Annotated in this window: 15 protein-coding genes and 2 pseudogenes; 9 read left to right on the top strand and 8 right to left on the bottom strand. The window is 66.9% G+C overall.

The annotated features are described in order from the left end of the window. Window positions 1–491: 491 nt before the first annotated feature. On the bottom strand, window positions 492–1,190 hold the full coding sequence (locus tag A8M77_RS32495; RefSeq protein ID WP_086925606.1) for a hypothetical protein: 699 nt from the start codon (window positions 1,188–1,190) through the stop codon (window positions 492–494). A gap of 223 nt (window positions 1,191–1,413) precedes the next feature. Between A8M77_RS32495 and A8M77_RS35785 the strand changes: the two genes are divergently transcribed. Next, window positions 1,414–2,211: a hypothetical protein gene (locus A8M77_RS35785; RefSeq protein ID WP_143694859.1), complete on the top strand. Its 798-nt coding sequence runs from the start codon at window positions 1,414–1,416 to the stop codon at window positions 2,209–2,211. 6 nt (window positions 2,212–2,217) lie between these two features. On the opposite strand, the pseudogene A8M77_RS37060 reads toward A8M77_RS35785, so the two are convergent. Next, window positions 2,218–2,430, bottom strand: a pseudogene (locus tag A8M77_RS37060) (diaminopropionate ammonia-lyase); the annotation flags it as partial. 195 nt (window positions 2,431–2,625) lie between these two features. On the opposite strand from A8M77_RS37060, the gene A8M77_RS32505 reads away from it, so the two are divergent. Continuing rightward, window positions 2,626–3,882 (top strand): MFS transporter, encoded by a 1,257-nt coding sequence (locus tag A8M77_RS32505; RefSeq protein ID WP_086925608.1) that lies wholly within the window; start codon window positions 2,626–2,628, stop codon window positions 3,880–3,882. A 1-nt stretch (window position 3,883) separates the two neighbouring features. Here the strand turns inward: A8M77_RS32505 and A8M77_RS32510 are convergent, their stop codons facing one another. The 5 genes from A8M77_RS32510 to A8M77_RS32530 are packed head-to-tail and all read right to left on the bottom strand — an operon-like array spanning window position 3,884 to window position 12,041. Beyond that, window positions 3,884–4,348, bottom strand: coding sequence for an Lrp/AsnC family transcriptional regulator (locus A8M77_RS32510; protein ID WP_086925609.1), 465 nt, complete (start codon window positions 4,346–4,348; stop codon window positions 3,884–3,886). Beyond that, on the bottom strand, window positions 4,349–4,807 hold the full coding sequence (locus A8M77_RS32515) for a RidA family protein (RefSeq protein WP_086925610.1): 459 nt from the start codon (window positions 4,805–4,807) through the stop codon (window positions 4,349–4,351). Then, window positions 4,804–5,796, bottom strand: coding sequence for a transglutaminase family protein (locus A8M77_RS32520; RefSeq protein WP_086925611.1), 993 nt, complete (start codon window positions 5,794–5,796; stop codon window positions 4,804–4,806). The genes A8M77_RS32515 and A8M77_RS32520 overlap by 4 nt, the downstream gene beginning before the upstream one ends. Window positions 5,797–5,800: 4 nt before the next feature. Next, the gene (locus A8M77_RS32525; protein WP_443273358.1) at window positions 5,801–8,542 is read right to left on the bottom strand and encodes a circularly permuted type 2 ATP-grasp protein; all 2,742 of its coding nucleotides are present in this window, start codon (window positions 8,540–8,542) and stop codon (window positions 5,801–5,803) included. Window positions 8,543–8,546: 4 nt separating this feature from the next. Continuing rightward, window positions 8,547–12,041 (bottom strand): transglutaminase family protein, encoded by a 3,495-nt coding sequence (locus A8M77_RS32530; protein WP_086925613.1) that lies wholly within the window; start codon window positions 12,039–12,041, stop codon window positions 8,547–8,549. A gap of 161 nt (window positions 12,042–12,202) precedes the next feature. Here A8M77_RS32530 and A8M77_RS32535 point away from each other — a divergent pair, with 161 nt between their 5' ends. The 3 genes from A8M77_RS32535 to A8M77_RS32545 all read left to right on the top strand — a co-directional run bounded on the left by A8M77_RS32535 (window position 12,203) and on the right by A8M77_RS32545 (window position 17,166). Continuing rightward, entirely contained in the window at window positions 12,203–14,593 is a 2,391-nt protein-coding gene (locus tag A8M77_RS32535; protein WP_086925617.1) for a DNA internalization-related competence protein ComEC/Rec2, read from the top strand. A 79-nt stretch (window positions 14,594–14,672) separates the two neighbouring features. After that, the gene (locus A8M77_RS32540; protein WP_086925614.1) at window positions 14,673–16,187 is read left to right on the top strand and encodes a circularly permuted type 2 ATP-grasp protein; all 1,515 of its coding nucleotides are present in this window, start codon (window positions 14,673–14,675) and stop codon (window positions 16,185–16,187) included. A gap of 22 nt (window positions 16,188–16,209) precedes the next feature. After that, window positions 16,210–17,166 carry an alpha-E domain-containing protein gene (locus tag A8M77_RS32545; RefSeq protein ID WP_086925615.1) on the top strand — a complete coding sequence of 319 codons (957 nt, stop codon included), beginning with the start codon at window positions 16,210–16,212 and terminating at the stop codon, window positions 17,164–17,166. Between the two features lie 361 nt (window positions 17,167–17,527). On the opposite strand, the pseudogene A8M77_RS32550 reads toward A8M77_RS32545, so the two are convergent. Further along, window positions 17,528–18,309: pseudogene (locus A8M77_RS32550) on the bottom strand (FGGY family carbohydrate kinase); the annotation flags it as partial. A 224-nt stretch (window positions 18,310–18,533) separates the two neighbouring features. Between A8M77_RS32550 and A8M77_RS32555 the strand changes: the two are divergent. The 4 genes from A8M77_RS32555 to A8M77_RS37330 form a co-directional block, all read left to right on the top strand. Then, the gene (locus tag A8M77_RS32555; protein ID WP_086925616.1) at window positions 18,534–18,746 is read left to right on the top strand and encodes a hypothetical protein; all 213 of its coding nucleotides are present in this window, start codon (window positions 18,534–18,536) and stop codon (window positions 18,744–18,746) included. Window positions 18,747–18,753: 7 nt separating this feature from the next. Further along, window positions 18,754–19,020, top strand: coding sequence for a hypothetical protein (locus A8M77_RS35795; protein ID WP_143694860.1), 267 nt, complete (start codon window positions 18,754–18,756; stop codon window positions 19,018–19,020). After that, a complete protein-coding gene (locus tag A8M77_RS35800) occupies window positions 19,013–19,861 on the top strand; it encodes a hypothetical protein (RefSeq protein WP_143694861.1) in 849 nt (282 codons plus the stop codon). The genes A8M77_RS35795 and A8M77_RS35800 overlap by 8 nt, the downstream gene beginning before the upstream one ends. Before the next feature lie 11 nt (window positions 19,862–19,872). Further along, the coding region (locus A8M77_RS37330; RefSeq protein WP_272947467.1) for a calcium-binding protein at window positions 19,873–25,994 on the top strand (6,122 nt) is incomplete at its 3' end.

The raw sequence follows: 25,994 nt of genomic DNA on the forward strand, positions 1-25,994 counted from the left end.
CTGGCGATGCTCGGCAATCACCGGAGATCAAGTAGTCTCCAAAACCTTGGACTCGCTAACTCAACACTGGCACGGCTGAAGGGGGCAGGTCACAGTGCCCATGGTTTCTCCTCCTCTCCTCCCACCTGTCATTCACGACCGGAGACCGGACCACGACCGAGCCACCTTAAGTACCCGATCTCGGGGGGCGCAGCAGTCATATGAGCCGCTGTCCGGCGAAAGTCCGGTGATGATCGCCGCCGCCCCTTGGGCCGCCGGGCACGAATGACTCAGATCAGTCTTCTGCTGAAGTTCGCGGTGGCGAGTCGACGGCCAGCAACGAATGGGCTCATCCCCAACTTTGACCGATGCCCGACCCGAATTCAGTGTCGCGCCGGACACGGTGCTGCCATCGGATAGTGTGCAGGCAGTGGCAGTGAACCGGATGAGCCGCCGGCAGAGCATCGGCTGTTGCTTGGTGAGATGGCGACGAGGATCACGACTCCAGCAACTCAGCCGCGATGAGGCGGCTCCAGACCTTTTGTCCTGTCGATTGCGTATCTCCTGACCAGTGGCCCGAACCCGCTGGCCGTCGCGCCAAGAATCATTGTCGTCAAGATCCCGTGCAACGCATTGCGGTCCAGATCCTTGACCTGCGCGTTCCATTTGCCGAGTTCCACGTCCTGGGTGTTGAAGGCGGCCCTGATCAAGCTGTTCCACAGATCCCTGGTCTCGGTCGTCGCACTGACATCCGGATCGAAGCCGATGAACCATTTCTTCTTTTCCCCGTCCTCGATCACCTGCAGCAAAACGAAGGCATGGAAGCTCGTGAAGGTCGCGAACTTGCTCTTGTCTCCGCTGATCTCGGTGCCTCTGCCTTCAATGACAAGCGCCCGTCCTTTGTTCAAAGCCTCTTCAACCGCGGTCCATTTCTGCTCGATGGTCTTTCCCGGCGCCCTCATCATGCTGGCGAGCAAGCCGGACTTCTCGCCAGCTTTGGACAGCACGGGCGCCAATGCCTCGGCCCGTATGTTGCAACCGCCAAGAAGGTCGCCGCCAGCACCCACATAGGCCTGCAGCCACTCTTTGAATTTCTCGAACTCGCATTGAAGCGGCTGCCCCAGTTTCGCGACAAACCTCCCTCTCAGCTCTGCCAGGGCGCGCTCCATGTCACTGCCCGGTTCTATCAACTTCTGTTCGATTCTCGGCATGGCCACTCCAGGGTTGACTCGCGCGGATGGGCTTGGCGAGAAAGGATAGCGTCCGGGCGCCCCATTCGCCAGTCAGTGCGGGTTCGGCATGCCGGATTCTTCGCGGACCTGACGAGCGCCGATGCGAAGGAGAAATCGGAGCATCGTGGATTGCCGGAAGTGTCAACGCCTGCCATCATCCGCTGCTCACGACCAGCGCACATGGCTCACACAGGAGGCTATCGTGAAGAAGATATTCACTCCCTTTCCGTCCGCAATTGCGGGCAATCTGTCGTCCGTGCTCAAGGCGTCCAGCGAGGGTGACAAGGGTTTCCAGCCCTCCGAGTATGTGTTCGCGCCCTCGGGGGAAAGCACGAGCAAGCCACTGGCCAATCTGCTGAAGGATACGGACCAGCTCTACATCAATGGCCATTGCAACAAGGGGCTGGACTATCTGTCGACAAGCGCCGTATGCGCTCACGGCGATCGAGTGAGTGTCGATGACGTCGTTGGCCATCTGAAGACCCTCGGATTTCCGCCGGAGAGCAGGGCAAAGGTCAAGCTGTGGGCTTGCAAAGGAGGCCTCGACGGGGACGCTGGGCAGCCGTCCTTTGCGAAGGTGTTCTCCAAGGCGATGTTCAAGGCAGGCTACCAGTCATGCCAGATCTTCGGCTATGACCAGTTTCTCATGCAGAAGTACATGTCCGGGTCCGACAACCAGATCCACAAGCGATCGGCCACCCAGCCTGCGAGTGGCGCCACGGAGGAGGAACGCCTGCTGGACTATTTCCTGGAGGATCTTTACGACCCAGACCTGGACTCACGGCAGGCGGTCACACAAAGAAAGACGTGGGAGCGAATGGTGGCAGCCCAAAAGGGCACAGGCGCCGAGAAGGTTGCTGCCGCGAAGCAGGCGATTCTGAACAGTCCAATGAAGACCGCGTGGCGCCCGAAAGGGGTCAGTGCGACGGGGATTGTGGGGCCGAGGGCGAAGGAGAGTCGAAAGGAATTTCGCGATGGCGTCGTCGTCAACCATACCTGACCGACGCCCGCGATCACGGATCACGTGGGTGAAGGGCGCCGGCCGCTCCGGCGTGGCGCCTGTCTGCTCGACCAGCTCGGCCGCGATGGTGCCGTAGCCCTGCATCACGTCGCGCGGGATCTCCTCGTGGCCTTCGTAGGAGGTGTCGGGGCAGCCCAGGCTCTGCGCTGCAGCGGCGAGGGCGCGGCCATGGTTGCCGTCGGTGGCGCTGATGACCGTCAGGTCCCGGCCGACCCGCGTTAGGCGCTTTGCGCATGAGCTTCTGCGGACCGCATTGTTGGCGATAGGGAAACGGACAACTTCCCCGCGCCGTCTTGGAGGCGGCCTGCGCCGCGATCAGACTCGAAGCTCATCGCAACCAGCCCGGGCAACTCGCTTGGCCGGGCTTTTTCCTTTCCCGGAAAGAACCGTTTCATGAACGCTCCCTGCACCACCTGCGAAGAAGTCGCGCTCGCGTCGGGCGCGGCGCCTGCGCGCAGCGTCGAAGCCTCACGTGCCACCTGGCTGGGCGTGGGCTCGATCGCCGTCGGCACCTTCGCCATGGTCACGACCGAGTTCCTGCCCATCGGGCTGCTGACCGACATCGCCACCGGCCTCCGAGTCTCCGACGGCACGGCCGGGCTGATGGTGACCATCCCCGGCGTGCTGGCCGCCTTCGCCGGCCCGGCCCTGATCGTGGCCGCGGGCCGGCTCGACCGGCGCACCGTGATGATCGCCCTCAGCGCACTGCTGGTGGCCTCCAACTTCCTGGCCGCGCTGGCGCCCGACTTCGCCACCATGCTGGTGGCGCGCCTGCTGCTGGGCCTGTGCATCGGCGGCTTCTGGACCTTCGCGCCGGGCGCCGGAACGCAACTGGTGCCGCCGGCCTCGCAGGCACGGGCCATGTCGGTGGTGCTGGCGGGCATCTCCGGCGCCACGGTGTTCGGCGTGCCGCTGAGCGCCTTCCTCGGCACCCTGGCCGGATGGCGCGCCGCCTTCGCCGTGACCGGCGTGCTGGCGGCGGTGGTGCTGCTGATGCAGATCTGGCTGCTGCCGCCGATGCCGCCGGCACGCGCGATCCGGCCGCGCGACCTGCTGACGCCGCTCACGCGCCGCATGGCGCAGGTCGGCCTGTTGGCGGTGCTGTTCCTGATCGCCGGGCATTTCGCGGCCTACACCTATCTCAAGCCCCTGCTGCAGCAGAACTTCGGCCTCGGGCCGGATGCGGTGACGACGCTGCTGCTGGTTTACGGCGCGACCGGCTTCGTCGGCACCTTCTTCGGCGGCAGCCTGGTGGCGCGCAGCGTGCGCGTGGCGGCGCTGACGGCCGCGGTACTGCTGGCGGGGGCGCTGGTGCTGTCCGCGCTGATCGGCGGCGGGCTCGTGGGCGGCGCGGCCGTGGTGGTGATCTGGGGCGTGGCCTTCGGCCTGATCCCGGTGGCGCTGACGGGCTGGATGATGCAGGCCGTGCCCGATGCGCAGGAAGCCGGTCAGGCCCTGCTGGTGAGTGGCTTCCAGGTCGCCATCGCGAGCGGCTCGCTGATCGGCGGCCTTGTTGTGGACGGCGCGGGCATCTCCAGCACGATGCTGGTGAGCGCGGCGCTGGTGATGGTGGCGGCGGTGGTGGTCGGCGCGCTGGGCCGGGCGCAGCGGCCGCGGCCGGCGCTGCAGGCTTCGGCCGAAGGGTCGTAGGTCAGGGGGAGGGCGGTCGCTGGATGCCGGCGACCGCGCTGCGCCGGTCGATCTTGCGGCTCAGGACCACCGAGGTGTGGGTGCGCGCGATGCCCTCGATCAGCCCGATGCGGTCGAGCAGGGCGTCGAGCTGCTCGTTGGTTTCGCAGCGCAGCGCGAGCATGTAGTCGTACTCGCCGCTGACGGCAGAGAGTTCCTCCAGCTCGGGCAGCCGCTCCAGCGCGCGGATCACGGCGGCCGCCATCTTCGGCGCGACGCTCAGGCCACAGTAGGCGCGGACGGCGGCCTGTTCGAGCGGCTGGCCCAGCCGCACGCCGTAGCCGGCGATCACGCCCTCGCGTTCGAGCCGCGCGATGCGTGCCACCACGGTCGTGCGGGCCACCTTGAGCTTGCGTGCAAGCTCCGCGGCCGGGGCGCGCGCGTCGGCCTGCAGCAGTGTCAGCAGGTGGCGGTCGGTGTCGTCCAACTACTCGACTTCGGCGATCAGCTCGATCTCGACGCAGGTGCCGAAGGGAAGCTGCGCCACGCCGAAGGCGCTGCGTGCATGCGCGCCTTTTTCGGGGCCGAAGACTTCGGCAAAGAGCTCGCTGGCGCCGTTGGTCACCAGGTGCTGCTCGGTGTAGCCGGCGGTGGAGTTGACCAGGCTCATCACCTTGACGATGCGCTTGACCTTGTTCAGGTCGCCGGTGGCCGCCTGCAGCGTGCCCAACAGGTCGATCGCGGTCGCGCGCGCGGCCTGCTGGCCTTCCTCGGTGGCGATGGCCGCGCCGAGCTGGCCGACCCAGGGCTTGCCGTCCTTCTTCGCGATGTGGCCGGAGAGGAAGACCAGCTTGCCGGTCTGCACGAAGGGCACGTAGGCTGCGGCGGGCGTCGAGACCGGCGGCAGCGTGATGCCGAGGCTCTTGAGTTTGTCGTTGATGCTCATGAAGGCTCCTTGTCTGGGTCTTGGGATGGCGATTGTGTCTGTGTCTGGGACTGTGTCTGTGTCTGGGACCGTGCCGCCCGCGCCGCCTCGGCCCGCAGTTCTTCCAGCGGCTGCACGGTGACGCGCACTTCCAGCGTGTGGCGCGCCCCGCCGTGCAGCACGCCGCGCATCGGCGAGACGTCGGCATAGTCGCGGCCGATGGCCAGGGCCACGTAGTCCTCGCCGGGCTGGCGGCCGTTGGTCGGGTCGAACTCGGCCCAGTCGCCCGGCCCGTCGGCGCCGGGGATGTAGACCGAGACCCAGGCGTGCGACGCATCGGCGCCGATCAGCCGGGGCCGGCCCGGCGGCGGCTGCGTCAGCAGGTAGCCGCTGACGTAGCGCGCCGGCAGGCCCAGGGTGCGCAGGCAGGCGATCATGATGTGGGCGAAGTCCTGGCACACGCCGTGGCGCTGCGCCAGGGCCTCGATGGCGGGCGTGCTGATCTCGGTGCTGCCGCTGTCGTAGCGGAAGTCGGCATGCATGCGCAGCGTGAGGTCCATGGCGGCGTCGAAGACGGCGCGGCCGGGGGCGAAGCTGGGCCGCGCATAGGCCGCGAAGTCGTCGTGCCGCGGCACGTAGTGCGAGGGAAAGACGAACTCGGCCGCGGGGTCGAAGGGCACGTCCTTGGCATAGCGGAAGCGCTCGCGCACCGTTTCCCACGGCAGCTCGCGCGCCGCGGTGGGCGAGAGCACGGGCGGCGCGGTCTCGACGACGCTTTCGGCCGTGACCACCAATCCGTCGTGGGTCGAATCCAGCGCGAAGAAGGCGCGTCCGTTGCCGTAGATGTCGGGCGACTCGCTGCGCTGCGCGGGCTGGGGGCTGACGGTGAGCGCGTGGCTCACCAGGCGCTGCGATCCCGTGCCGAGCGGCTTCAGGTGTGCCAGGTGCTGCGCCGTCTCGACCGGCGGCGAGTAGGCGTAGCGCGTTTCGTGGGTGACGTGCAGCAGCATGGTCCTAGGCGCCGACGGAGCGAAGCGATTCGGAGGTAAGGGTGAAGTAGCGGATGCCGATCGCATCCGACACGTGGTAGGCCGCGGTCTCGCAGGCTTCGAGCAGCTGCAGCAAGGCGGCGTGGCACGCGTCCGAGCCGGGCTCGCACAGGTGCTCCAGCGTCCAGGCGCCCGGGTCCGGCAGCTCGTGTGAAAGCGCGGTGAGCTTGCCCGGGGCGCTGCCCGCCAGCCGCGCGATGCGCCCGCGCAGGGTGTGCGTGACCCAGGCCAGGGAGCGCGGGTTGTCGCCGTCGAGCACCAGCAGGTCGACCATGGTCGCGACGTCGCGGCGCTGCTGGTAGCGGGCATGGAAGGTGATGGTGCTGTCGAACAGCGCGATCATGGCCTCGAAGCCGCTCACGTCGTGTACCGAGCCGATCTCGAAGCCGGCGGCCAGCGCGCCGGACAGGAAGGCCAGGCGCTCGATGTGGCGGCCGATGGACAGGAGGCGCCAGGCATCGTCGCGCGTCATGCGGTCGGTCTGGGCGCCGGTCATCGCGGACAGCGCCGTGCTGGTCGATTCCAGCATGCGCAGCGCGGCGGCGCTGGCGTAGCCACCCTCGCTGCGCTCCGCGGCCTGCTCGGCGCTGCGGCGCACGAACTCGGCCTCGGCGCGCACGATCTGGTTCCAGTGGTCGGGCGACAGCCGCTCGCGCACCGCGGCCGCGGCCTGGCGGATGCAGCGCAGGCTGTAGCCCACGCTGCCGCCCTCGTCGATGTCGGCCAGTTCGTCGATCAGCGCACGCTCGAACACGCGCCGCGATCGCGCGAGCCTGGGCACCTCGCGCGGCACCAGCGCGTTGCGCAGGGCCATGTCGTGCAGCCAGGTCAGCATGGCGGGCGAGGAGAGGTCCTCGCCGCCCAGCAGGTCCAGCGTGAGCCGCGCCAGGCGCACCGCGTTCTCGGCGCGCTCGGTGTAGCGGCCCAGCCAGAACATGTTCTCGGCCGCGCGGCTGGTGACCGGGGCGCGGTGCCGCGCCAGGGAGGCCGGCGTGGCATGCGACTGCAGCAGGGTGGTGCGGTCGACCTCGCCATGGGTCTGCACCCAGACGTCGGCGCTGCTGCCGCCGCGCTGCATGGAAGCGATCTGCGCGTCGGCGCCGGCCAGGCGCGCGAGGCCGCCGGGCAGCACGCGCCAGGACTGGGGCCCGTCGCTCACGGCGAACACGCGCAGCAGCACCGAGCGCGGCGTGATGTGGCCGGGGCCGAGGTCCTGCGTCCAGGTGGGCACCTGCGAGATCGGCAGGTAGCCCTGCACCGTGTATTCCTCGCCCTCGCGGACGATGCGGCCGGCCCATTCGTCCAGCTCGCGCCGGCCCATGCGGCTGCCGAGCACGGTGTCGAAGCTGGCATGGCCGTCCGCGCCGTTGTAGGTGGGCTTGATGGTGCAGCCGGCCAGCTGCGGCAGCACCGCCTCCATGGCGGCGCGCTCGCCGCACCACCAGGTGGGCAGGGCCGGCAGCAGCAGCTTCTCGCCCAGCAGGCGGCGCGACAGCGCGGGCAGAAAGCCCAGCAGCGCGGGCGATTCGAGCCAGGCCGTGCCGGGCATGTTGGCCACCAGCACGTTGCCGGCACGTACCGCCTGCAGCAGGCCCGGCACGCCGAGCGTGGAGTCGGGGCGCAGCTCGAGCGGGTCGAGGAACTGGTCGTCCAGCCGCTTGATCAGGCCGTGCACCGGGCGCAGGCCCTGCAGGGTCTTGAGGTAGAGGCGCTGGTCGCGCACGGTGAGGTCGTTGCCCTCGACCAGCGTGATGCCCAGGTAGCGCGCCAGGTAGGCATGCTCGAAGTAGGTCTCGTTGTAGGGGCCGGGCGTGAGCAGCACCACGTGCGGCGGCTGGCCGGCCGGGCACATGTGCTGCAGGCCTTCCATCATCGCGTTGTAGGTCGCGGCCAGGCGCTGCACGCGCAGGGACTCGAAGGCCTGCGGGAACTGGCGCGCGATGGCGAGCCGGTTCTCCAGGAGGTAGCCCAGGCCCGAGGGGGCCTGCGTGCGCTGCGACAGCACCCACCAGTTGCCGTCGGGGCCGCGCGCCAGGTCCAGCGCGGCGATGTGCAGCCAGGTGTCGCCCGGCGGCTGCACGCCGTGCATGGCGCGCAGGTAGCCCGGGTTGCCGCGCACCAGGGCCGGCGGCAGCAGGCCCTCGGTGACCATCTGGCGCGGGCCGTAGGCATCGGCCATCAGCCGGTTGAGCAGGCGCGCGCGCTGCAGCACGCCGGCCTCGATCTGCGCCCAGCTCTCGGGCGAGACGATCAGCGGGAACAGGTCCAGCGACCAGGGGCGCTGCGGGCCGTCGGCGTCGGCATACACGTTGTAGGTGACGCCGTTGTCGCGGATCTGGCGCTGCAGGCTGACGGCGCGGCGCGGCAGGTCGGCGAAGCCTTCGGTGCCGAGCTGCTCGAAGAAGCCGGCCCAGTGCGGCGCCAGGGGGGCACGCTCGTCGTCGTCGGAGCCGTCGGCGGCGGAGTCGGCAGGCGCGGGCGCCGGCAAGGAGGCGTCGTACAGCGGCGCAGGCTGCGAGGGCACGCCCAGCCGCGGCACGCCTGCCGGCGCCGGGGTGACGATGCCGCGCAGCTCGTCGTAGTGCCCCGGCGAGGCCGGTGGCGCCAGCGACGAGGCCAGCGCGGCAGGCGACTCCAGCGCCTGTGCATCGAAGAGGGATTCGTTCAAGGGATCCAAGGTGCGTCCATTCTCACACCATGTTCCCATGCCATCAGCGTCTCAGGTCCAGCGTGAACGGAAACTCGCGGCTGCCCGCGATCTCGATGTTGGCCGGCGGCGTGCGCAGCAGGCCCGGCGTGTGGCCCATGCGCGAGAAGCGCGACAGGCGGCGGCTCTCGGCCTCGTAGGCATTGACCGGGAAGGTCTCGTAGTTGCGCCCGCCCGGATGCGAGACGAAGTACTGGCAGCCGCCGAGCGATCGCTTCATCCAGGTGTCGACGATGTCGAAGGTCAGCGGCGCGTGCACGCCGATGCTGGGGTGCAGGGCCGAGGGCGGGTTCCAGGCCTTGTAGCGCACGCCGGCCACGAATTCGCCGGCCGTGCCGGTGGGCTGCAGTGGCAGCACCTGGCCGTTGACGGTGATGGCGTAGCGGCTCTCGTTGAGGCCGGTGACGCGCACCTCGATGCGCTCCAGCGAAGAATCGACGTAGCGCACCGTGCCGCCGGGCGCGCCTTCCTCGCCCATCACGTGCCAGGGCTCCAGCGCATTGCGCAGCGAGAGCTCCACGCCCATGGCCTGCACCTGGCCGACCAGCGGGAAGCGGAACTCCAAGTGCGGCGCGAACCAGTCCGGGTCGAAGGCGAAGCCGGCCTGGCGCATCTCGCTGATGACGTCTTCGAAGTCCATCTTCACGAAGGTGGGCAGCAGGAAGCGGTCATGCAGCTCGGTGCCCCAGCGCGTGACCGGTGCGCCGTACGGCGCGTCCCAGAAGCGCGCGACCAGGGCGCGCAGCAGCAGCTGCTGCGCAATGCTCATGCGCGCATGCGGCGGCATCTCGAAGGCGCGCAGCTCCAGCAGGCCCAGGCGGCCGGTGGTGGAGTCGGGCGAGTAGAGCTTGTCGATGCAGAACTCGCTGCGGTGCGTGTTGCCGGTGACGTCGACCAGGATGTTGCGCAGCGTGCGGTCCACCAGCCAGGGCGGCATCTCCTGGCCGTGGATCTCGCGGCTGCGCGCGATCTGGGCCAGGGCGATTTCCAGCTCGTAGACCTGGTCGTTGCGCGCCTCGTCCACGCGCGGGGCCTGGCTGGTGGGGCCGATGAACATGCCCGAGAACAGGTAGCTCAGAGAGGGATGGTTGTGCCAGTAGAGCAGCAGGCTGGCCAGCAGCTCGGGCCGGCGCAGGAAGGGGCTGTCGCCCGGCGTGGCGCCGCCCAGCACGAAGTGGTTGCCGCCGCCGGTGCCGGTGTGGCGGCCGTCGGTCATGAACTTCTCGGCGGACAGGCGGGTCTGGAAGGCCGCCTCGTAGAGGAACTCGGTGTGGGCGACCAACTCGCCCCAGTTGTGAGCCGGGTGGATGTTGACCTCGATCACGCCCGGGTCGGGCGTGACCTGCAGCATCTTCAGGCGCGGGTCGCGCGGCGGCGGGTAGCCCTCGATCACGATGCGCAGGCCCAGCTCCTCGGCCGTGGCCTCGACCGCGGCGAGCAGGTCGAGGTAGTCCTCCAGCCGCGCCAGCGGCGGCATGAAGACGTAGAGCAGGCCCGAGGCGCTGCCCACCTTCTCGGCGGCCGGCCCGTTGGCGCGGCGCGGGTCGCGCACCTCCACGCACAGGGCGGTGCGCGTGACCCAGTGGGCCGACTCGCCGCGCTGCGGATGGCGCTGCGTGGTCGAGCCGACGGCCGCCTGGGCGCGGGCCGCCGCAGGATTGCCGTGCGCGGCCTGGAAGCGCAGCGCGGCGGGTGCCTGCTGGGGCGTGCCGAACTCGTAGGGCACCTCGGCCAGGTCCACCGAACCGCCCACCGCACCCGTGTAGCGCTCGCGGAACAGGGCCGAGGCGGGCAGCGGCGGGCGCGGCGCGCTCGGGTCGCGCTCCACGAGGTAGGGGTAGTCGCCTTTGCTGGCCCAGGGTTGCGAGTCCAGCGGCAGGCGGTAGCCCATGGGCGAGTCGCCGGGCACGAGGTAGAGGCGGTCGTCGCGCAGGAACCAGGGCCCGGTCTTCCAGCCCGGGCCGGCCAGCGCGGGTGCATCGGTGTCCGCGTTCGCCGCCTCGATGGGCAGCACGTAGCCGATGACGGCGTCGAGCTTCTGCGTGAAGACGCGGCGCAGGCGCACGCGCTCCAGTTCGTCGTCCAGCTTCGAATCGAAGGGGTCCACGTTCACCGGCAGCCGGCGCTCGCGCCAGAGGTAGTAGTAGACGTCCTCGTAGCCGGGTTGCACGAAGCGGTCGGTCAGGCCCAGCCGGCATGCCAGCGCGCGGGTGAAGCGCTCGGCATCTTCGCTGGTGTAGTGGGTGGGGTGGCGTTCGTCGGCGAAGAGTGCGGGGTCGTGCCACACCGGCTGGCCGTCGGCGCGCCAGAAGATCGACAGGGCCCAGCGCGGCAGCTGCTCGCCCGGGTACCACTTGCCCTGCCCGAAGTGCAGGAAGCCGCCTTCGCCGTATTCGGCGCGCAGCCGGTGCACCAGCTCGGTCGCATAGCCGCGCTTGGTGGGGCCGAGGGCATCGGTGTTCCACTCGGGCGCGTCGCGGTCGACGGTGGCGACGTAGGTGGGCTCGCCGCCCATGGTGAGGCGCACGTCGCCGGCCGCGAGGCGTGCATCCACCGCCTCGCCGAGGGCCAGCACCTCGGCCCACTGCTCCTCCGTGTAGGGCTTGGTCACGCGCGGCGATTCGTGGATGCGCGTGATCTTCATCTCGTGGCCGAAGTCGACCTCGGCCTCGTCCACCGCGCCTTCGATCGGCGCCGCGCTCGATGGCGTGGGCGTGCAGGCCAGGGGGATGTGGCCTTCGCCGGCCATCAGGCCCGAGGTGGCATCGAGGCCGATCCATCCGGCGCCGGGGAGGTAGACCTCGCACCAGGCGTGCAGGTCGGTGAAGTCGACCGTGGTGCCGCTGGGGCCGTCGAGCGCTTTCACGTCGGGCGTGAGCTGGATCAGGTAGCCCGAGACGAAGCGCGCCGCCAGGCCGCAATGGCGCAGCAGCTGCACCAGCAGCCAGCCCGAGTCGCGGCAGGAACCGGAGGCGTTGGCCAGCGTCTGCTCGGGCGTCTGCACGCCGGGCTCCATGCGGATCAGGTAGCCGACGTCCTTCTGCACCTGCTGGTTGAGCCCGACCAGGAAGTCGATCGTGCGCTGGGGCTTGCGGTCGATCTTTTCGAGGTAGGCGGCCACCAGCGGCGTGGCGGGGTCGGCCACGAGGTAGGGCGCGAGTTCCTGTGCCTGCGATTCCGTGTACTTGAAGGGAAAGTTTTCCGCCTGCGGCTCGAGGAAGAAGTCGAAGGGGTTGTAGACCGCCATCTCGACCACGAGGTCGACCGTGACCTTGAACTCGCGCGTCTTCTCCGGGAAGACCAGGCGCGCGAGGTAGTTGGAGAAGGGGTCCTGCTGCCAGTTGATGAAGTGCTGCTCGGGCTCGACCCGCAGCGAGTACGAAATGACCTTGCTTCGGCAGTGCGGCGCGGGGCGCAGGCGAACCACCTGGGGCCCCAGTTGTACCGGTCGGTCGTACTTGTAGTGGGTGACGTGGTGGAGTGCGGCGTGGATGGACATTTTTTCGTGGTGGTCGAAAGAGGCCTCTGGACGAGACGCATACTAGGGCATAGCAATTAGCGCGCCATTGAATGCGTGTGAGGGAGTGATTGCAGCATGACTCCGGGGAGTGTTTTGTGACGCCCGACGCGCCGGGGCGCGGACTGGGCTTCTTCGCCTTCATGGCCGGCTCGGTGGCGGGGGCGGCGCTGCAACTGCAGCAGGCCGTGCTGTGGGATCACGCCGCGTACGTTGCCCTGTTGGTCGGTGCCGCGGCGGGTTGGAGCTGGCGACCGCGCGCGGGGCGCCGGCAGCGCCTGCTGTTGCCGGCGTTGCTGCTTGCGGGCGCGCTGGGCGGCGCCGGCCTGGCGGGCTGGCGCTCGTCGGTCCAGGCGGCCAATGCGCTGGAGCCGGCGCTCGAAGGGCGCGACCTCCAGGTGCTGGGCGTGGTCTCGCAGATGCCGCAGCGCGGCGAAGGCGGGGTGCGCTTTCTCTTCGACGTGGAGGCGGCCCGGTGGGCCGGCGACACTGGCCAGGACCCGCCGCCGCGCGTGCCTGCCCGCATCGCGCTGGGCTGGTACGCGGACAACACCGGCCTGTGGGGCCGCGCGCCCGAGCAGGCGCCTCGGGCCCAGGCGGGCGAGGCGCCGGGACCGGTGCATGCCGGCGAACGATGGCGCCTGCAGGTGCGGCTGAAGGCGCCGCACGGCAACCTCAATCCGCATGGCTTCGACCTCGAGCTGCGCCTGTGGGAGCAGGGCGTGCAGGCCAGCGGCTACGTGCGCACCGGTGCCGGCGACGCCCGGCCGCAGCCGATGGGCCGGACCTGGCGCCATCCGGTCGAGCGGGCGCGCGAGGCGGTGCGCGATGCGGTCTTCGAGCGCGTGCCCGACCGGCGGCAGGCCGGCGTGATCGCGGCATTGGTGACCGGCGATCAGGCCGCGATCGAGCGCGCCGACTGGGACATGTTCCGCGCCACCGGCGTGGCCCACCTGATGTCGATCTCCGGGCTGCACATCACCATGTTCGCGTGGCTGGCCGGCGCTCTGGTCGGCATGGCCTGGCGGCGTAGCACGCGCCTGATGCTGTGGTGGCCGGCGCCGCAGGCGGCGCTGGCCGGCGGGGTGGTGCTGGCGGCGCTCTACGCGCTCTTCAGCGGCTGGGGCCTGCCGGCGCAGCGCACGGTCTGGATGCTGGCCACGGCGGCGCTGCTGCGGCTCACCGGGCGGCAGTGGCCCTGGCCCTTCGTCTGGCTGTGCACAGGCGCGGTGGTGGTGGCCTTCGACCCGTGGGGGCTGCTGCAGCCGGGCTTCTGGCTCAGCTTCGTCGCGGTGGGCGTGCTGTTTGCCGCCGGGTCGCCGGATGAGACCGGCGGCGGCGCCGTGGCGCGCCTGGCGCGCATGTGGCGCGAGCAATGGACGGTGACCCTGGCGCTGACGCCGCTGGGCCTGCTGCTGTTCCAGCAGTTGTCGGTGGTGGGGCTCGCCGCCAACATGCTCGCCATTCCCTGGGTGACGCTGGTGATCACGCCGCTGGCCATGCTCGGGGCGGCCGTGCCGCTGCTGTGGGACCTGGCCGCGCGGGCCGTGCAATTGCTGGCCTGGCTGCTGGAATGGCTGGCCGGTCTGCCGCTGGCGACGCTGTCGGCGCCGGCACCTGCGCTCTGGGCGGCCATCGCCGGCGTCACCGGCGGCGCGTTGCTGGCCATGCGCCTGCCCTGGTCGCTGCGCGTGCAGGGCCTGCCGCTGCTGCTGCCGGCCCTGCTGTGGCAGGCGCCGCGGCCGGCCGATGGCGAGTTCGAGCTGCTGGCGGCGGACGTCGGGCAGGGCAATGCGGTGCTGGTGCGCACCGCGCGCCACAGCCTGCTGTACGACGCCGGCCCGCGCTACAGCCTGGAGAGCGACGCCGGCCACCGGGTGCTGGTGCCGTTGCTGCGGGCGCTGGACGAGCGGGTCGACACGGTGGTCCTGAGCCATCGCGACAGCGACCACACCGGCGGCGCGCCGGCCGTGCTGGCCATGCAGCCTGGCGCCGAATTGCGCAGCTCGGTCGAGGCCGGGCATCCGCTGCGGCAGCTGCGGCCGGTGCAGCGCTGCCTGGCCGGCCAGTCCTGGACCTGGGACGGCGTGCGCTTCGAGATTCTGCATCCGGAAGCGGGCGACTACGCGGGGTTCACCCGGCCCAACGCGGTGTCCTGCGTGCTGCGCATCGGCAACGGGCGCGCCGCCGCGCTGTTGGCCGGCGACATCGAGCGGCTGCAGGAGGCCGCGCTGGCCTCGCGGGCGCCGGGATTGCAGGCGGACCTGCTGCTGGTGCCGCATCACGGGAGCAAGACCTCGTCCAGCCCGGCGCTGCTCGACGCGGTTCGCCCGCGCATCGCGCTGGTCCAGGCCGGCTGGCGCAATCGCTTCGGCCACCCGGCCGCGGAGGTGTTGGCGCGCTATGCAGAGCGCGGCGTCGCCGTGGTCGATTCGGCGCATTGCGGTGCGGCCCACTGGGCCAGCACGCAACCCCATCGGGTACGCTGCGAACGGCAGGAAGCCCGGCGCTACTGGCACCATCAGCCGCCCTGAACCCGGCAGCATCGGGTAAGCGCGGCAAGGTTTCTGGCCTTGAACTTGCTAAGCTATGTCCAAGGAGATTGGATCGCCCATGCACAAATTCGACGAGATGTACGAGCAGCTGCCCTACCACGGCGCGACGGTCCGTAACCACTACAAGCGCTACGACCAGTGGCTCGCAAAGCAGCCCGTCGACATGATGCGCTCGCGGCGCGAGGAGGCGGAGATGATCTTCCGCCGGGTCGGCATCACTTTCGCCGTCTACGGCGCGAAGGACGAGGACGGCTCGGGCACGGAGCGGCTGATCCCCTTCGACCTGCTGCCGCGCATCATCCCCGCCCATGAATGGGAGAGCATGGAGAAGGGCCTGGTGCAGCGCGTCGCGGCGCTCAACCGCTTCATCCACGACGTCTACCACGGGCAGGAGATCATCAAGGCCGGGGTCATCCCGCCCGAGCAGATCTTCGACAACGCCCAGTACCGCCCCGAGATGGTGGGCGTGAAGGTGCCCAACGACGTCTACTCGCACATCGCCGGCATCGACATCGTGCGTGCGCCCGACGCGAGCGGCAGCGGCGAGTACTACGTGCTGGAAGACAACCTGCGCGTGCCCAGCGGCGTGAGCTACATGCTGGAGAACCGCAAGATGATGATGCGGCTCTTTCCCGAACTCTTCAGCCAGAACCGCGTCGCGCCGGTGGCGCACTATCCCGACCTGCTGCTGGAGACCCTGCGCGCCTCCGCGCCGCCTGCCACCGCCGAGCCCACGGTGGTGGTGCTGACCCCCGGCATGTACAACAGCGCCTACTTCGAGCATGCCTTCCTCGCCCAGCAGATGGGCGTGGAGCTGGTCGAGGGGCAGGATCTCTTCGTCAAGGACAACTTCGTCTACATGCGCACCACCCGCGGTCCGCGCCGCGTGGACGTGATCTACCGCCGCGTGGACGACGACTTTCTCGACCCGGAGGTGTTCCGCCCCACGTCCACGCTCGGCACGGCCGGCCTGATGCGCGCCTACCGCGAGGGCAACGTGGTGATCTGCAATGCGGTCGGCACCGGCGTTGCCGACGACAAGTCGATCTATCCCTACGTGCCGAAGATGATCGAGTTCTACCTCGGCGAGAAGCCCATCCTCAAGAACGTGCCGACCTGGATGTGCCGCAACAAGGAGGACCTCGACTACACCCTGGCCCACATGAAGGACCTCGTGGTCAAGGAAGTGCACGGCGCCGGCGGCTATGGGATGCTGATCGGCCCGGCCGCGACGCAGGCCGAGATCGAGGACTTCAAGAAGGCGGTGATCGCCAAGCCCGACGGCTACATCGCGCAGCCGACGCTGAGCCTGTCGACCTCGCCCACCTTCGTCGAGGCCGGCATCGCGCCGCGCCACATCGACCTGCGACCCTTCGTGCTCTCGGGCAAGGAGGTGCAGATGGTGCCGGGCGGGCTCACGCGGGTCGCGCTCAAGGAGGGATCGCTGGTGGTCAACTCCTCGCAGGGCGGCGGCACCAAGGACACCTGGATCCTCGAGGCGGATCGGTGGAACAAGCCGCGCAACGGCGAGCCTGGCCAGGCCCAGTCCCAGACGCAGACCCAGTCGAGCTGATTTCCGAGGAGGAAGGAACACCATGCTGTCGCGTACCGCCGATCACCTCTACTGGATGTCCCGCTACACCGAGCGCGCGGAGAACACCGCCCGCATGCTCGACGTCAACTACCAGACCTCGCTGCTGCCGCAGTCGGCCGAGGTTGCCAAGTACGGCTGGCAGGGCCTGCTGTCGATCAGCGAGCTGCTGCCCGCCTTCAACGAGAAGTACGACCAGATCACGCCGGACCGGGTGATGGAGTTCATGGTGAAGGACGAGTCCAATCCCTCGTCCATCCTGTCCTGCCTGCGCGCGGCGCGCGAGAACGCGCGCGCCGTGCGGGGTGCGCTCACCACCGAGTCGTGGGAGACGCAGAACACCACCTGGCTGGAGGTCAACCGCATGCTGCGCGCCGGCGACTTCGAGCGCGACCCGGGCCAGTTCTTCGAGTGGGTCAAGTTCCGCTCGCACCTCTCGCGCGGCGTGACCGTCGGCACCATGCTGCAGGACGAGGCCTTCTACTTCTCGCGCCTGGGCACCTTCATCGAGCGCGCGGACAACACGGCGCGCCTGGTCGATGTGAAGTTCCACGCCCTCAACAGCGAGTTCTTCGGCGCCGCGACCGAAGAGGACCAGGAGTACGACTTCTATCACTGGAGCGCGATCCTGCGCAGCGTCTCGGCCTTCGAGGTCTACCGCAAGGTGTACCGTGACGTGATCAAGCCCGAGCGCGTGGCCGAGCTGCTGATCCTGCGCGCCGACATGCCGCGCTCGCTGCACGCCAGCCTGATAGAGGTCGTGAACGATCTCGCGAAGGTGCAGAACGACCAGAGTGCCGAGACCCAGCGGCGCGCCGGCAAGCTGCTGGCCGACCTGCAGTACGCGCGCGTGGACGAGATCCTCGCCACCGGCCTGCATGCGTACCTGACGCAGTTCCTCGACCGGGTGAACGAGCTGGGCTGGCGGATCAGCCAGGACTTCCTGGTGCCGGGGCACTGAAGCTCTCCCCCAGGCTCCTCCACTTCGTGTGGTCCGCCAACCCCCTCACCGGGGGCGCACCCTGCGGCCTGGCAAAGCCGGTTCCGCGGGTGCTCCCGAACGGGCCAGCTTCGCGGCCGGCGTGTTCAGGCGTCGCGGGTGACACGGTAGCGTGGTGAGCCACTGAGGTGTTAATCCCAATACGCAAGCGTGCGGGCGTGCCATAGGGCGCAAGTTCTACGGGTTTCTTTTGATCGACTTTGGGAGGGGGTGCGTTTCATTGCAGCCCCGCGAGGCATCGGCTATCTTGCTCCGGCCACACGAGAGGCTCAGGGAGTAGCGGTGCAGGGAGAAGGGGGCCGCATGAGCGGCCCCCGAGCCCCTAGGCCAGCGTGGCCCTCCGCACCGCCAGCTCCCACCGCGCCATCTTCTCCTCGGCCTTCTCCCGGCTCAGCGTCGGCAGGAAGCGCCGCTCGACCCGCCACTGCTTGGACAGCTCGCCAGCGTCGCGGTACACGCCGGTCGACAGCCCCGCCAGGTAGGCGGCACCGAGCGCCGTGGTCTCGATGACCTCGGTCCGCACGACCGGAATCCCCAGCAGGTCCGCCTGGAACTGCATCAGCAGATGGCGCTGCCCTGGATCGCCTTCAATCCGTCGCGCAGCCACTGCACCACCGCACCGCCGACGAAGACGCTGCCCTCCATCGCATACTGCGGCGGCATGCCGGCCGTCTGCGCGGCGCTGGTCACGAGCAGGCCGTTGTGCGAAGGCTGGAAAGCGCCACCCGTGTGCATCAGCAGGAAGCAGCCGGTGCCATAGGTGTTCTTGGCCATGCCGGCTTCGAAGCAGGCCTGCCCGAAGAGGGCGCTCTGCTGGTCGCCGGCCACGCCGCCGATGGGCAGGGAGCGATCGAAGAGGCCGGCATCGGTGTCCGCGAAATGTGTGCTGGACGGCTTGACCTCGGGCATCAACGACGCGGGGATGTCCAGCAGCTTCAGCAGGTCGGCATCCCACTCGTGCGTGTGCACGTTGAAGAGCATGGTGCGCGAGGCATTGCTCACGTCGCTCACGTGCACCTTGCCACCGGTCAGTTGCCAGATCAGCCAGCTGTCCACCGTGCCGAAGGCCAGCTCGCCGCGCGCGGCCGCGGCGCGGATGCAGGGCGTAGCAAGCGTGGGGCCAATGACTCCGCCACGCAATAGCCGCAGCTCAAACCAGCGTCGCTCTTCGCACCGCCAACTCCCACCGCGCCATCTTCTCTTCGGCCTTCTCGCGGCTCTGCGTCGATATAGATCTCGCAAATAGTCGTTGCTCCTATCGCGTCGCAGATCGGTCTCCTAAATTAGCGAGGGTCATTCGGTGAACGACGAGAAGCGCGGCCTTTCCTGTGACTTTGGTGCTGGGGCGCAGCCATGTCGACGTGGATGGCAAGGCGGTCAAGTGGAGCCCGGGCATGAAGTTGACTGCGGAGATCAAGATGGGGCGGCGAATCATGGCGTACCTGCTGAGCCCGGTGCAGCGGGCGGCCAGCGGGAGCGTTGAGGGCGACTCATTCAGGTGTCGGACCTGTTCGCTGCCGCACAGCGCCTTTGCCAACTGAGCAATCAATGAAGATACAAGAACAAATTCAACTGGACGCAGTTTGCTCGCACGATGCAATGCGGCTTCCAGAGCAAAACCGTGAAGTCGCGGAGTCGGAGCGCAAATCGATCGTGATCGCTTGGATGGCGTTCGTACTTGTTTTGGCGGTGCTGCTGGGCTTGGCTGTGGTCTCGATCACGTATAGAGAAATTCCTCAAATCAAGAAGCAGAAAAAAGGTGCAAAAGACACTGCAACTACGACCTTAGAAGTCAGGACGCTGAGCCGTGCTTGAACTAGGTATCGGCGCAGATATTTTGCGCGGTGTCGGATGGATAGTGCGTCTTCTGTTTCTTGCGGCCATTGTCTATGCCCTGTGGAGTGGCGGGAACTGGAAGCGAAAGCTGCTGAAGGTCACCTTGGTTGTACTTTTGTTCAGCACTCCGTTGTGGCCGGGCATAGGCGAGCGGATTCGCTACGAACGCAAGTACAAGGTAGCGAAGGTGATATTCGATCAACGGTGCAAGACGGCGGGAGAAAGGATCTACAAGAGGGTTGACAACGTCGAGGGTGTTTTGCTGCTGAACATTCGCGAACGAAGCAAGTCGTCTGATAGGAGTGATCCCAATTGGCCCGATGCGGCGCTAGCAAATGAGCGGTACCAGGAAGGCTATGTAGCTAGCTTTCTGCAGTGGGAACACCACGAAGACAAACGAAGTCCTCGAGGCTATTTGAACTATGCGCCTTCTGATCTACCAGGCTATGGATACGTTGACGTCAGAGGCGATGACGGTCTGCTCTACCGCTACACCTTGGATGAGCGTGGCAATCCGGATTCCCGCAAATTGTCGAAGTCGTTTCTAAACGGAAAGCCAGCCCGATATGCTGTTTCGTTCGTCAACATGATTGATCCAGGAGATCGCGAATACTGGATCGCGGGTACCACCGTAACCGTCACAGACGTCCAAACGAAAGAGGTTCTGGCGCATAGCACTTGGTATGCGATGGACCCCGGACAGGGGAGTACAGCAGGCGCTCGCGCGCCTTGGGGCTTCGCGAGGACGTGCCCAGAGCTGAAAGGTTGGGTTGGAGCACCGACGCGAATGTTTGTTGATCAAGTTCTGAAGCCGAAGTAGGGAGATTGGTGATGAGTGATATTGCAACATACCTGAAATACGCAAATTTGCAGATGGCTGCAGAGGCGTTGTTTGATCAGAAAAACCAGCCACCCGGTAGCAAGTACGCCGGACTGATTGATGATCTCGTTCTGAAGACCGGCAACGAGCGCTCCAGCAGATTCACGCAAGTCCAGGCCGACGAATTCGTTGAGGATTGGACGGTCGTAGAGCACATCAGCAATACACCAACCGGCTTCTCAGGGACTTTGTTCCGAGCCCTTCGTACCGACGAATCCCGCGGCATCAAGGCAGGCGAGCTCGTCCTGTCCTTCCGCAGCACCGAATTCGCCGACGACGCCACGCGCGACAACCAGGCCACCAATGCTCTTGAAATCAAGGAGAAGGGCTGGGCCTTTGGTCAGATCTCCGACATGGAGGCCTGGTACGCCAGCCTCAAGTCCAGCGGCAAGATCGGCGCGTCGGACAAGTTTTCCGTCACTGGCTACAGCTTGGGTGGGCATCTGGCCACTGCGTTCAATTTGCTTAGGCAGGAAGAGGCCATCGGCGGGACTCCCAATCCCATCAACGCCACGTACACCTTCAACGGCGCCGGCGTCGGCGATCTGTTGAACGGCAAGAGCCTGAGGCAGGTTCTGGACAACTTCCTCGAGGTGCGTCATCTCGGCGCCGATTCCGAGTTCGCCACCGCTGAAGGCGAGGCGCTCTACCAGCAGATCAAGGCTTTGCTGCCCATACACCCCAATGGGGCAGAGTTGGCTGAAGCCAAAGACATGGTCGAGCAGGCCATCACCGCCGCCAAGCAAAGGCCACCCACCGAGACCGCATACCAGGTCGCGGACTTCCAGTTGCTCGCCGATGCACTCGGGCGTTCCTTCACCATTGCCAAGGAGAGAGACCGCGTCGCCACCGTGACTAACAGCGGCATGCCTCCGTTAGCCACCGACTTTCAAGCCGTCGATGCCGTCGAACTCGACTACCAGCTCGGCGTTCTCATCGCAGCCAAAGACACCAAGGCGAGATCCACTGGCGCTGCGGTGGAGAACACCCTTGAAGACGATCGCACCTACGCCGACACGCTCATTCTCAATTTCTACGATGTCTTCGCCAGCAACTTCCCCACGGCAGTCGCCAACGCGCAGGTGCACTACGGCGAGGCCGTTGGCATCATCATCGAAGACCAACCATTGCATCGAGGCACCTTTGCGGTCAGCGCCGCCTTGACCAGCCTGTTGAACTGGGACATCAAGCTTCTGGTCAACGACTTCAGCCACAACGACTTCGGCGACACCCACAGCCTGGTGCTCATCGTCGACTCGCTGGCGGTTCAAGACACGCTCGCCAGGCTCGACCCCACCTTCAGCACGGCGAAGTTCGTGCCACTCATGAAGGCCGCCACCAATGCAATAGGTGAGAGCGATATCATCGGTTGGGGCCAGGGCAAGGCCGAAGGCGACGCGTTGGACAACATCGTCAACGCATTGGCGCGCACCCTCAAGGTCGACATCATTCCTCTCAAGGGCGACACCCGCGGCAACACGTGGTTCGAGGTCGACAGCAAGGACGGCTACAGTGGACGTAGCGAGTTCCACAACGCCCTCGCGTCCATCGTCAACAGCGATGAGTTCAAGGCCATCCAAGGCGATGTCGTCATATCTGCGGTTGGCGGCAATCTTGGCACACAGGCGCAGGCCCGCACTGGTTTCGAAGACATCGTCGCGCTTGAAACCCTGAGTCCCTTCAAGCTCACAGCCGCGAGCGATGCCGGCAAGGCGAAGCTCAAAGGTCTGTGGGAAGACAGCGAGTGGAGCGATCAGTACCAGGCTTGGCTTGACGACAAAGAAGCCTTGCAGTCAGGTGGCGCTGCGAGCAACTACAGCAATGCGTGGATGGCTGACCGCGCTCGGCTGCTCAACACCCTCATGATTCAAGGCAACCAGAACAACGATACCGGCCAGATCTATGACGCCAGTGTGCCCTCGGATCGTGCGCTGGTCTTCGACTACTACGACGCGGCGAGTGCCACACCCAAGACCCTGATCGCCAAGAGCAGGGAAGGCACCAAGCTGCCGGATCAGCACATTGTGTTTGGCGATGATGGCGCGAATCTCCTGCAGGGATTCGACAATGCGTTGGGCGACCGTCTGTATGGCGGTGCAGGTGCCGACACCCTCAACGGCGGCGAGGGCGATGACTACCTCGAAGGTGGCACTGGCATCGACACCTATATCGTTGGGGCAAGTACTGGACGCGACATCGTCCTCGACGCCGACGACCAAGGCACCATTCAACTGGCCGGTCGTCCCTTGACCGGCGCCGGCGAACTCGTCACCAGCGCCAGCGCTGCCCAGCCCTACACCGTCTGGCACGACGACAGCAACCCCGCCCAGCCGATCCGCTACAGCCTCAACACCCTCAGCAAAGAGCTGACCATTACCGGCGCGGGCAGCACCGTCGTCATCAGGAACTTCAGCGATAGCGACCTCGGCATCAGCGTGCCCGCGCCCACGCCGCCCGTTGTCGTCGTCCCCCGACACACCTTCGACCTCAGTACCTCCGCCGACAGGACCGCGCTGGCTGCGCTCACGCCCGAACAGTACAACGCGGACTTGCGCCTGGAAAACGCCGTCTTCGCTGATGGTCGCTACCTGAGCGTCTCCGGTGCTGCAGGCGACGACACCATCACCGGCGGCGCGGCCAACTCCCCCTTTGGCACCATCCTCAACGGCGGTGGCGGCGATGACCGCCTTTGGGCTGGTCTGGAAACAACCCTCGACGCGGCCATTGCCACCGGCGAGGCTGCCACTGCCAACGGCAGCGCCACCCTCATGCTCGCCGGCAACGAAGGCGACGACCAGCTCATTGGCGCAGCCGGCGACGACGTCCTTTTCGGCGGCACCGGAGACGACACCCTCGTGGGTGGCGCCGGAGCCGACATCATCCTGGCCGATGGCGACAACGCCAGCTACCAGAGCGATGACGCCGTCACCGCCTGGAGCAGCGGCAGCAACACGGCCGATGGCCCCGACCGCTGGTTGCGCATGCGCGTGCACAGCGCCCGCGTGGGCGAGACCAACACCGACAGCACCGGCCGGCGCGTCGTCACCGAAAGCCACATCGATTTCAACATCGACCCCCTTGCCAACACCGACCTGTCTGGCCTGCTCGCCATGCGTGCACAGGACATCGTTCCCGAGCCCGGCGACACTCACAGCTACATCGCCGGCACCCAGCTCACCTACGCCCAGGTCAACGGCGGCAAGGCCATGGGCACCAACGTCGGGGCCGGTGCCGATACCATCTACGCCGGTGCAGGCGACGACACCGTCAACGCCGGCGCGGGCGATGACATCGTCTTCGCAGGCAGCGGCATCGACGCGGTGGCTGGCTACGAGGGAGACGACTTCATCGAAGGCGGGGAGGGCGCCGACATCCTCTGGGGTGACTACGTCGCCCAAGCCGAAACTCCCCAGGAGACCCACACCGAGTTCGGCGCCAACTGGACCGTCAAGCACCAACTTGACCCTGCCCGCCATGGGCGTGACTTCATCGATGGCGGCGATGGAGACGACACCATCTACGGTGGCGGCCAGGCCGACGAACTCTACGGCGGCGCGGGCGCTGACCTGATCCTGGGCGACGACGACGGCCTCGGCGCTCAGTATGCCGGCGACGACTACCTCGATGGCGGCAGCGGCAACGACGAACTCGACGGCGGCGCGGGCTCCGATGAATTGGTCGGAGGCGACGGGGACGACCTGCTCTTCGGCGATCCCGAAAACATCGCACTCGCTGAGCACGGCAACGACCGCCTCGACGGCGGCAATGGCGACGACACGTTGGACGGCGGCGGTGCCAACGACACCCTCCTGGGAGGATCGGGCAACGACACCTTGCGCGGTGATGGCAGCGCATGGGCGCCGGCCCTTCAGGGCGCCGACTTCCTGGACGGTGGAGATGGAGACGATCGCCTCTACGGCGATGGCGGGGACGACTTCCTGCAAGGCGGCACGGGCAACGACGTCCTCGATGGCGGCACCGGCAACAACACCTATCATTTTCGGCGCGGCGATGGCATGGATGTCATCCAGGCCGCACCTGCCTCCAGCACCGCGCAACGCAGCGTCCTGCAATTCGGTCCCGGCATCGCGAAGAACGACATCGATGCCTTTCGCGTCGGAACAGACCTGCTCCTCTCCCTTCGCGGCACCCTCGATGCCATCAAGGTCTCGTCCTTCTATGCCAATGGCAGCCCGGGCAGCTCGGGCAACCCCATTCAGGCCATCGTCTTCTCGGATGGCACCACGTGGAGCAGCAGCGAGATTGCTGCAACCACTCAGGGCGGGGACCTCAATGACCGCCTGTACGGCACAAGCAACCCCGATGTCCTGCGTGGCGGCGCGGGCGACGACGAGCTGTGGGGCCTTGGAGGCAATGACGAACTGGATGGCGGTGTCGGCAGCGATCGCTTGCTCGGCGGCGAGGGCAACGATATCTATGTGGGTGGTGGTGGGCTCGATATTGCCCAAGACGACAGTACCGTCAGCAACGATACCTACCGCTATCAGTATGGGGATGGCCGGCTGATCGTGGCAGACAAGGGAGGGGCCGACCTGTTGGAACTCGGCAGCCTCATTGCGCCTGGCGATGTCAACGTGAAAGTCAAGACCACTGGAGATTCCGCCAACGATGTGTTGCTCACTTTCAAGGGGAACCCCTCGCAATATGTCTTGTGGACCGGTGTTTTCGCCGAAGATTCTGGTGCACTGATTGCCGATCGTTCGCTCGAAGCGATCAAGTTTTCTGACGGCACCGTGTGGACCATCGATGACGTCAGGTCGCGGGCCCTGTTGGCGACCCCCGGCGATGACGCCATCAATGCCTTCGAGACGGACGACAACGTCGATGGCGGGCTCGGAAACGACGTACTTCGCGGAAAGGATGGCAACGACATCCTGGCAGGAGGCCAAGGCAACGACCGGCTCGAGGGCGACGCAGGGAACGATCTTCTTCTTGGCGGCGATGGCGATGACAGACTGGACGGCGAGGACGGCAACGATGTCCTGATTGGTGGCCGTGGCGATGATCAGTTGTCCGGGTACGACGGCAACGACACCTTCAAATACGCGCTCGGCGATGGGAACGATCTGATCCGGGAGTTCTATCACGACGCAGGCTTCAATCGGATCGAGCTGGCCATGGCGCCGGACCAGATCTCAGACATCGAGCTCCGTGAATCGGATCTGAAGATGGTCTTTCAGGATGGTGGCAGCCTGACGATCGAATACATGTATCACTACTTCAACGGCGAATTCCTGCCGTCGGACACCGTCATCGACGAAGTTGCATTTGCCGACGGCACGGTTTGGACCTGGGAGGGCATGAAGGAAAAAATCACCACCATCCGAGGCGACGCATACGGCGACACCCTCACTGGCAGCGACCGAGGCGAGCGGATATATGGCGATAGATATGCAGACGTGCTGATTGGCCTGGGCGGAGATGACCAACTGTATGGGGGAGACGGCGACGATGAATTGCAAGGGGGAGACGGCGACGATCTTCTTTCCGGAGGAAGCGGGTTGGACACCCTGTTCGGTGGAGCCGGCAACGATACCTACATCATCGAAGACTTCGACTGGTACACAGAGCAGCCGGGGGAAGGCGTCGATACCGTCTATGTAGACGCGTCCAGCTATTACGAGTCCCATTTCTACCTGCTGCCGAACTTCGAGAATCTGGTGTTGGCCGGAACCTCGGCCGGTGACGCTACGGGCAACAGCGATGACAACAGCCTAGTGGGAAATTCCGCCAACAACAGATTGAGCGGCGGCCAGGGCAACGACACCCTGGATGGCGAGGCCGGTGCAGACATCTTGCAGGGCGATACCGGCGCCGACCTCCTGCGCGGCGGCACCGGCAGCGACACCTATGTCTTCGCGCTGGGCGATGGCCGTGACAGCATCGAAGAAAGCGTCGACAGCACGGGCGATATCGATTCCGTGTCTTTCGCCGCGGGCATCGCGCCTGCCTCCGTCACGGCCAGCCGCGATGGGCTGGACCTGCTGCTCTCCTACAGCGCCAGCGACAGTGTCAGGATCAAGAGTTGGTTTGCCGACACGGCCAAGCCGAT

It is taken from the genome of Variovorax sp. JS1663 (assembly GCF_002157355.1).
Classification (GTDB): domain Bacteria; phylum Pseudomonadota; class Gammaproteobacteria; order Burkholderiales; family Burkholderiaceae_C; genus Variovorax.

Excerpts from the sequence above, each read along its gene's own strand:
- A8M77_RS32535 (WP_086925617.1), top strand. The coding sequence starts at position 12,203 with ATGGCCGGCTCGGTGGCGGGGGCGGCGCTGCAACTGCAGCAGGCCGTG.
- A8M77_RS32505 (WP_086925608.1), top strand. The coding sequence starts at position 2,626 with ATGAACGCTCCCTGCACCACCTGCGAAGAAGTCGCGCTCGCGTCGGGC.
- A8M77_RS32520 (WP_086925611.1), bottom strand. The coding sequence starts at position 5,796 with ATGCTGCTGCACGTCACCCACGAAACGCGCTACGCCTACTCGCCGCCG.
- A8M77_RS35795 (WP_143694860.1), top strand. The coding sequence starts at position 18,754 with ATGAAGATACAAGAACAAATTCAACTGGACGCAGTTTGCTCGCACGAT.
- A8M77_RS32530 (WP_086925613.1), bottom strand. The coding sequence starts at position 12,041 with ATGTCCATCCACGCCGCACTCCACCACGTCACCCACTACAAGTACGAC.
- A8M77_RS32540 (WP_086925614.1), top strand. The coding sequence starts at position 14,673 with ATGCACAAATTCGACGAGATGTACGAGCAGCTGCCCTACCACGGCGCG.
- A8M77_RS32515 (WP_086925610.1), bottom strand. The coding sequence starts at position 4,807 with ATGAGCATCAACGACAAACTCAAGAGCCTCGGCATCACGCTGCCGCCG.
- A8M77_RS32525 (WP_443273358.1), bottom strand. The coding sequence starts at position 8,542 with ATGGGAACATGGTGTGAGAATGGACGCACCTTGGATCCCTTGAACGAA.
- A8M77_RS32495 (WP_086925606.1), bottom strand. The coding sequence starts at position 1,190 with ATGCCGAGAATCGAACAGAAGTTGATAGAACCGGGCAGTGACATGGAG.
- A8M77_RS32545 (WP_086925615.1), top strand. The coding sequence starts at position 16,210 with ATGCTGTCGCGTACCGCCGATCACCTCTACTGGATGTCCCGCTACACC.